The sequence below is a fragment of the Saccharomonospora sp. NPDC046836 genome, from assembly GCF_040645195.1.
Lineage (GTDB): Bacteria > Actinomycetota > Actinomycetes > Mycobacteriales > Pseudonocardiaceae > Prauserella_A.
On the sequence record NZ_JBEYXW010000087.1, the window covers coordinates 1 to 7359 of the forward strand.

Genomic DNA, 7359 nt, shown 5'->3' on the forward strand with positions numbered 1-7359 from the left:
GGGGAACCACGAGCTGGCCCGGGAGTGGGAGGAGCGCGGCCGTGCCTTCCGCGCCGCCCGCCACCAGCGCCGCATGGAACTGCTCTCGGCCCCGCAACGGGTCGCCAAGGGCGCCGCCGCCGGCGTCGGCGTGATGGGGGGCGGGCTGCTGCTGCTCGGCATCATCCTCGCGGTCGCCAACGAGAACTTCGCCGACATCGCCACCCCCACCCTGGCCCTGGTCGAGCTGGTCCGGTGGATCGTCGTCATCGTCTCCGTGGTCTGGGGCCCGCTGGTCACCCTCGCCCCCTGGCTGGGCCTGCTCGCTCTGTGGGGCGTGGGCCGCCACCAGCAGGCCGCCCCGCAGTGGGCCCTGCCCACCAGCCAGCGCGACACCGGCGGCGCCCCCATCACCCCCTCCATCGTCGTCACCGCCCTGCGCGACCTCGGCGTGCCCGCCCTGCGCAAGGCCATCAAGGAGATGGGCGACGCCGGCGCCGCCATGCTCGGACCCATCCGCATCGCCGGATGCGGCGTCGAAGTCGACGTCACCCTCCCCTCCGGGGTGTCGACCAACGAGGTGCAGGGCAAGCGCCGCAAGCTCGCCGAGAACCTCGCCCGCCACGAGCACGAAGTGTTCATCACCCTCCCCGAGGCCGCACGCACCGTCCGGCTCTGGATCGCCGACTCCGGTGCGCTGGACGAGCCGATCGGCCCCTCCCCCCTCGCCATCGACGGCGACCTGCGCGCCTCCTACGCCAACGGCCGCGCCCCCTGGGGCCAGGACCTGCGCGGGGACGCCGCCGCCCTGAGCCTCTTCCAGCGCCACATGCTGGTCACCGGCCTGTCCAACCAGGGCAAGACCGCCGCCGTCCGCGCCCTGGCCCTGTGGCTCGCCCTCGACCCCACCGTCGAGTTCCGCATCGCCGACCTCAAGGGCGCCGGCGACTGGGCCATGTTCGACGGCCTGGCCACCCTCCTCATCCAGGGCCCCACCGACGAGGACGTGATCGACGCGACCACCATGCTCGAAGACGGGGTCGCCGAGATGGAACGCCGCCTCACCGCCCCCACCGGCACCAGCCATCACCCGCTGGTGCTGCTGGTGGACGAAGCGCAGGTCGCGTTCATGTGCCCCGCCGTCGGCGACGACAAGCGGCCCTACGGCGGCACCAAGGCCACCAGCCGCTACTTCATGGCCGCCCGCAAGATCCAGAACCAGGGCCGGGCCGTGAACGTCATGCTCTGGCAGGGCACCCAGGACCCCACCGACCAAAACCTTCCCAAGCTGGTCCGCGAGGGCGCCCACACCCGCGCCTCCCTGGTCGTCGGCACCGAGTCGCAGGCCCGCATGGCGCTTGGCGACAAGGCCGTCGACGGTGGCGCCGCCCCGCACCTGCTGCGCCAGGGCCTGGACAAGGGCACCCTCGTCGTCGCCTCCGACGGCATCGACATCCCCGCCGGACAGGCATCCATCACCGTGCGCACCCACTTCATCGACACGGCCACCGCCACCGAGATCGCCGACCGGGCCAAGGCCCTGCGGAACGGTGTCACCACCCGCACCACCGCCGACCGCGACCAGGACACCGACCCGCTCGCCGACATCGCCCACGTCCTGGGCACCGAGGCGCGCGTGCGGACCAAGGACGTCCTCGCCCGCCTCGCCACGCTCAACCCCGGCGCCTACGGCGACTGGTCGTTCATCGACCTCAAGCGCGTCCTCGACCACGCCGGCGCCGAGCCCTACAAGTCCGACGGCGTCATGGTCGTCTCCCGCGACCGCGTCACCCACGCCCTCACCAACCGCGACGGAACTGATTCCGCTTCCGCCACCGGATGACAGGGAGCCAACCCACCACGGTCCAGGGAGGCAGGGAGAACTCCCTCACCGCCTCCCTGACCCGCCTCCCTGGACCTGACCTGCGGAAATGATCAACCAGGGAGGCAGGGAGGCACCCGCCTCCCACCTGCCGAAACCCCCTCCGCAGAGCACCCCGCGCACCCCCGCACTGCCTCCCTAAACCGCGCCACCTACCCATTCCGCTTACGTCCGCCAAGACCGAGGGCGGCCCCACTCACGCCAATGACCGGGCCGCCCTCACACCCACCGAAAACGGAGGTTCCACCAGCATGACCCAACCCACCCCCATCCGGCGAGAGACCCCCTCAGGAGTTCCCGCCCAGCGCGAGCCGATGCGGTTCTACCTGACCACCCACAAGCGCCACTGGGTCCGCCTCACCGACAGGCCGCTGTTCCTGAAGTCCGAGCACTTTGCGGTCGCCCGCGCGCTGCCCCAGGCGCTCGGACCGTACGCCGTCGACTCCGGCGGCTTCTCGGAGCTCCAGAAGTACGGCCGCTGGACGCGCACCCCCCGCCAGTACGTGGACGACCTGCGGCGCATCTGGGAACACGTCGGCCCCTACGACTGGGCCGCCCAGCAGGACTGGATGTGCGAAAGCGCGATCCGCGAAGGCGGCACCTACGGCCCCCAGCACTTCGCCGGCACCGGACTGAGCACCGCCGAACACCAGCGCCTCACCGTGCAGAACTTCATCGAACTGCGCTCCCTCGCCCCCGACCTGCGGATCATCCCCGTCCTTCAGGGCGAGACCATCGCCGACTACGAACGCTGCCTGGCGCTTTTCGAGCGCGCCGGGGTCAACCTCGCCGCCGAACCTGTCGTCGGTCTCGGCTCGGTCTGCCGCCGCCAGTCCACCCGCGAGGGCGCCGAGATCGTCACCGCCCTCGCCGCACACGGCCTGCGCCTGCACGGCTTCGGCTTCAAAACCCTCGGCATCGCCCGCGTCGGCCACCTCATGGCCTCCGCCGACTCCCTCGCCTGGAGTTCCCACGCCCGGCGCCGGCCGCCCCTGCCCGGCCACACCCACAAGAACTGCGCCAACTGCCTCGACTACGCCCTCGCCTGGCGCCAACGCGTCATCAACCAGATCCCCACCCCCTCCAACGGCCTGGAGGCCGCCGCATGAGCCCCCTCCTCACCGCCGCCCTGGACGCCGCCGAGCGCGGCTGGCCCGTCTTCCCCCTCCGCCCCGACGGCAAGCGCCCCGCCCTCCACCCCGAGACCCGCTGCCCCCGTACCGGCGCCTGCGCCGGCGGGCACGTCACGTGGGAGCGCCGGGCCACCACCGACCCGGACCGCATCCGCGCCGCCTGGGCGACCGGGGACTGGAACATCGGCCTGGCCACGGGGCCCGCCCGGCTGGTCGTGGTCGACCTGGACAAGCCCAAGAGCAAGACGGACGCGCCTGACGGCGCGGCGAACTTCTCGGCGCTCTGCGAGCGCGCCGGACAGCCCGTCCCCACCACCCGCACCGTCCGGACCGCCTCCGGGGGTACGCACCTGTACTTCTCCGCCCCCGACGGTGCCCTCCTGCGGAACACCGCCGGGGCCCTCGGCCCGCTCATCGACACCCGGGCCCACGGCGGCTACGTCCTCGCCCCCGGCTCCGTCATCAACGGCCGCGCCTACCGAGTGGAGGGCCCGGCCCTGATCCGGCCCCTGCCCGGCTGGCTCCTCGAACGCCTCGCCCCACCCCACCCCCGCCCGGACACGGTCGCCCCGGTCGTCGCCCTGCCCCGCGCCGGTGGCCGCCTGGCCACGGTCGTCCTCGAACGGGAGACCGCCAAGGCCCGGCAGGCGCCCGAGGGTTCGCGCAACGCCACCCTGCTCGCCTGCGTGCGGGCGGTCGGCCGGTTCGTGGCCTGGGGCGACCTCGACCGCACCCACGTCGAAACGGCTTTTCAGGCAGCGGGTGAGGCCGCCGGCCTGCCTCCGGCCGAGGTGACCGCGACGATCCGCAGCGCCCTGGACTGGTCCATCCGCACCGCACGCCCCCGGAGCGCCGCATGACCCCCCACCTGAAAAGCCTCAGCACCCCCACCGGCCCCCACCCCGCCGAACCGGCCCCCGCCACCACGGCGAGGGCAGCGGCGAAAGACGCCGCCGAGGGCGCCCGTTCTGCTCACTGTCCTGACCCGCGCCCGGTCGACGGCCGCCACCCCGTCGCCTGGCTCACGATCACCGCCCCGCGCGGCGCCACCCCCACCGTCCACAGCCTGTGCGCCTGCGGCCGGGACCTCTTCGCCGCCGGCCACCGCCGAGCCCTCGCGCTGATCGCCGACCACGACCAGCACCGCACCCACTGCCCCCTCATCAACCCCGCCGCCCCCTCGACCGGGAGGACCGCAGCATGACCCAGCAGCCCAAGACGCCCATCGACGGCGCCGAACTCCTCGACCGAGTCGAGAAGTTCCACCGCCGCTTCAACCGCTTCCCCCGGGAGGCTGCCTACGTCGCCGTCGCCCTCTGGGACGCCCACGCCCACCTCGTGGAAGCCTTCGAGACCACTCCCCGCATCGCGTTCCTCTCCCCGGAACCCGGCTCCGGCAAGTCCCGCGCCCTGGAGATCATCGAGATCCTGACCCCCCGCGCGGTCAGCACCGCCTCCGCCTCCGCCAACGCCCTCTACCGCCTGGTCGACGCCGCCGAGGGCCGCCCCACCGTCCTCTTCGACGAGGTCGACACCATCTTCGGCCCGGCCGCCGGCGACAACGAGGCCCTGCGCGGCTTCCTCAACACCGGCTACCGCCGCATCGGCGGTGCCATCCGCTGCATCGGCGACGGCTCCAACCAGACCGCCCAGACCTTCTCCAGCTACTGCGCCGTCGCCCTCGCCGGACTCGGCCACCTCCCCGACACCGTCTCCACCCGCTCCATCATCATCCGCATGCGCAAGCGCGCCCCCAACGAGCGCGTCGAGCCCTACCGCCAGCGCGTCCACGAGAAGCAGGGCCACGCCCTGCGCGACGAACTCGCCACCTGGGCCGAACAGGTCTACGACACCGTCGCCAACGCCTGGCCCGCCATGCCCGACGGCGTCAGCGACCGCCCCGCCGACGTGTGGGAACCCCTCATCGCCATCGCCGACGCCGCAGGCGGCGACTGGCCCGACCGCGCCCGCGCCGCCTGCACCGAACTCATCGCCGCCGCCCACGACGACGACGAAGCCTCCCTCGGCATCCGCCTCCTCACCGACCTGCGCGACCGCGTCTTCCAGGGCGCCGACCGCATGCCCACCGCCGTCATCCTCGAACTCCTCCTCGCCCTCGAAGACTCCCCCTGGACCGACCTCGACGGCCGCCCCCTCACCCCCCGCACCCTCGCCCGCATGCTCGGCGAGTACGTCACCACCGACAACAAGCCCATCAAGCCCCGCAGCATCCGCACCGCCACCGGCGGCGTCCCCAAGGGCTACTACGCCACCGACCTCACCGACGCCTGGGCCCGCTACTGCCCGCCCCCTTCCCAGGAGTCCGCTACATCCGCTACATCCGCTACACCCCAGGTCAACGCCACCGAATCCGTAGCGGCACCCACCGATGTAGCGGATCGCTCCCGCCACATCGGTGGCCTCACCGGCGCCCCCGCCTGACCGGCCCCGCACCGCCCATGTAGCCGCTTCCATCCGCTACATCCCGCACATCCGCTACACAAAACAGGCCCCTGACCTGCGGTGTAGCGGCTGTAGCGGATGTAGCGGACGCTCAGACCCAAGGGAAGAAGAGGGACCACGTGAGCACACCCACCGCCCCGCCGCCCACCCGCCGCCTCCTCCGCGTCGAAGACGCCGCCACCACCCTCGGCTTCAAGCGCTCCACCGCCTACGAGGAGATCCGCCGAGGACGCCTTCGCACCGTCCAGGTCGGCCGCCGCCGCCTCATCCCCACCGAGTACATCGAGGAGTACGTCGAACTCCTCAAGCGCGAGTCCCACAACCACTGAGCAGAGCAGCAGACGGAGCGGGCCGGGTGTCACACCCGGCCCGCTCCGTCGTACGAGAGGACCGATCTTGGCTGGACGCAACCCCAACATGAAGTCGTCGGTGTACCTCGGAAACGACGGCTGGTGGCACGGGCGGGTGACCATGGGAGTGAAGAACGACGGGTCCCCCGACCGCCGACACCGCAGAGCGCGGACCGAACCCGAGGTGCGCCGGAAGGTGGAGGCGCTGGAGAAGCAGCGGGACGCGGGGCACGCGACCAAGGCGGGCCGGACGCCCACGGTCGCTCAGTGGATGACGACGTACCTGACAACCATCGCGAGCCTCAAGCTCAAGCCTCGCTCGCTGGACGACTACTGGTCCAAGACCCGCAACGACATCATCCCGGGCGTCGGCCGCCACCGCCTCGACAAGCTGGCCCCCGAGCACCTGGAGCGCATGTACGCGGACATGCTGCGGGACGGACACGCCCCCTCCCACGTGCTCAAGGTCCACCGCATCCTGTCCCGGGCGTTGAAGATCGCGCACCGGCGGAAGCTCGTCACCCACAACGTGGCCGGCCTAGTCGACCCTCCGACGGTGGACGAGACGGAAGCGAACCCGTTCACTCTGGACGAGGCGAAGCGGTTCCTGCTCGCCGCGGCGAAGCGGCCGACCTCCATGCGCTGGATCATCGGCGTCGGCATGGGGTTCCGCCAGGGCGAGACGCTGGGACTCCGGTGGAAGTACGTCGACCTCGACGCCGAGCTGTTCCACCCGCAGTGGCAGCTTCAGCGGCTCACCTGGCGCCACGGGTGCGCCGACCCCCACGCCTGCGGGGCCCGGCTCCACCGCTTCGGGCGCTGCCCTGCTGAGTGCGGCGTGCACGGGGCCTACAAGAGGGGCTGCCCCAAGCCCTGCGAGCCGGACTGCACGCGCCACGCAAGCGCCTGCCCCCAACGACAGGGCGGCGGCCTCGTCTTCACCCGCCCGAAGACGAAGAAGAGCCGGAACCCCGTACCGATCCCTCCGCAGTTCATCCCCTACCTGGTCGCGCACCGGGAGGCTCAGGCAGAGGCGCGGGAGGCGGCCGGCGACCAATGGGAGGAGCACGACGCGCTCTTCACCCGCGCGGACGGTCGCCCCCTCGACCCGCGCGCCGACTGGGCCGAGTTCAAGGAACTGCTCGAAGAGGCCGGGATCAGCGACCGGCGCCTGTACGACGGCAGCCGCCACACGGCCGGCACCATCCTCAACGAACTCGGGGTGGACATGCCGACCATCATGGAGATCCTGCGGCACACCCAGATCGGCCAGACCCGGCGCTACGTGAAGGGTCGTTCCACGCTCTCGAAGGCGGCCATGGCGCGCATGGGCGACGCCTTCCTGCCCGCCCCGCCGGAGCAGCGGAAGGCCCCGACTGAGACCAGAACTGAGACCAGCAGCACCAAGGCGGCTCGCGCCCGACTGCGGCGCCGCATCCGGTAACACGAAAGGTGCACCCTCGGGCGGGACCGGCGGTTCGTCGCGCATATCGAGGTGCGCCACTCCGGCGGCCGGGTCACCCGGTTGACCGGGCAGCCGCCGCAGGACCAC

7 protein-coding genes are annotated in these 7359 nt (G+C 72.2%); all 7 read left to right on the forward strand.

What is annotated here, in order from left to right; translation table 11 throughout:
• Nucleotides 1-1822, forward strand: a 1822-nt coding sequence (locus ABZ863_RS34900; protein WP_358543991.1) for an ATP-binding protein, incomplete at its 5' end; no start/stop codon positions are given.
• Between the two features lie 290 nt (nt 1823-2112).
• Complete coding sequence (locus ABZ863_RS34905; protein WP_358297346.1) at nt 2113-2970, forward strand: hypothetical protein; 858 nt, start codon at nt 2113-2115, stop codon at nt 2968-2970.
• On the forward strand, nt 2967-3854 hold the full coding sequence (locus tag ABZ863_RS34910) for a bifunctional DNA primase/polymerase (protein WP_358297344.1): 888 nt from the start codon (nt 2967-2969) through the stop codon (nt 3852-3854). The genes ABZ863_RS34905 and ABZ863_RS34910 overlap by 4 nt, the downstream gene beginning before the upstream one ends.
• A complete protein-coding gene (locus ABZ863_RS34915) occupies nt 3851-4198 on the forward strand; it encodes a hypothetical protein (RefSeq protein WP_358297341.1) in 348 nt (115 codons plus the stop codon). Before ABZ863_RS34910 ends, ABZ863_RS34915 begins: the two co-directional genes overlap by 4 nt.
• Complete coding sequence (locus ABZ863_RS34920) at nt 4195-5436, forward strand: DUF3631 domain-containing protein (RefSeq protein ID WP_358297338.1); 1242 nt, start codon at nt 4195-4197, stop codon at nt 5434-5436. The genes ABZ863_RS34915 and ABZ863_RS34920 overlap by 4 nt, the downstream gene beginning before the upstream one ends.
• A 140-nt stretch (nt 5437-5576) precedes the next feature.
• The gene (locus ABZ863_RS34925; protein WP_049978212.1) at nt 5577-5786 is read left to right on the forward strand and encodes a helix-turn-helix domain-containing protein; all 210 of its coding nucleotides are present in this window, start codon (nt 5577-5579) and stop codon (nt 5784-5786) included.
• A gap of 67 nt (nt 5787-5853) precedes the next feature.
• Nucleotides 5854-7251 carry a tyrosine-type recombinase/integrase gene (locus ABZ863_RS34930; protein WP_358543993.1) on the forward strand — a complete coding sequence of 466 codons (1398 nt, stop codon included), beginning with the start codon at nt 5854-5856 and terminating at the stop codon, nt 7249-7251.
• Nucleotides 7252-7359 lie beyond the last annotated feature (108 nt).

What these genes read in the sequence shown, in the direction of transcription:
- ABZ863_RS34905 (WP_358297346.1), top strand. Translation starts at nt 2,113, where the DNA reads ATGACCCAACCCACCCCCATCCGGCGAGAGACCCCCTCAGGAGTTCCC.
- ABZ863_RS34910 (WP_358297344.1), top strand. Translation starts at nt 2,967, where the DNA reads ATGAGCCCCCTCCTCACCGCCGCCCTGGACGCCGCCGAGCGCGGCTGG.
- ABZ863_RS34915 (WP_358297341.1), top strand. Translation starts at nt 3,851, where the DNA reads ATGACCCCCCACCTGAAAAGCCTCAGCACCCCCACCGGCCCCCACCCC.
- ABZ863_RS34920 (WP_358297338.1), top strand. Translation starts at nt 4,195, where the DNA reads ATGACCCAGCAGCCCAAGACGCCCATCGACGGCGCCGAACTCCTCGAC.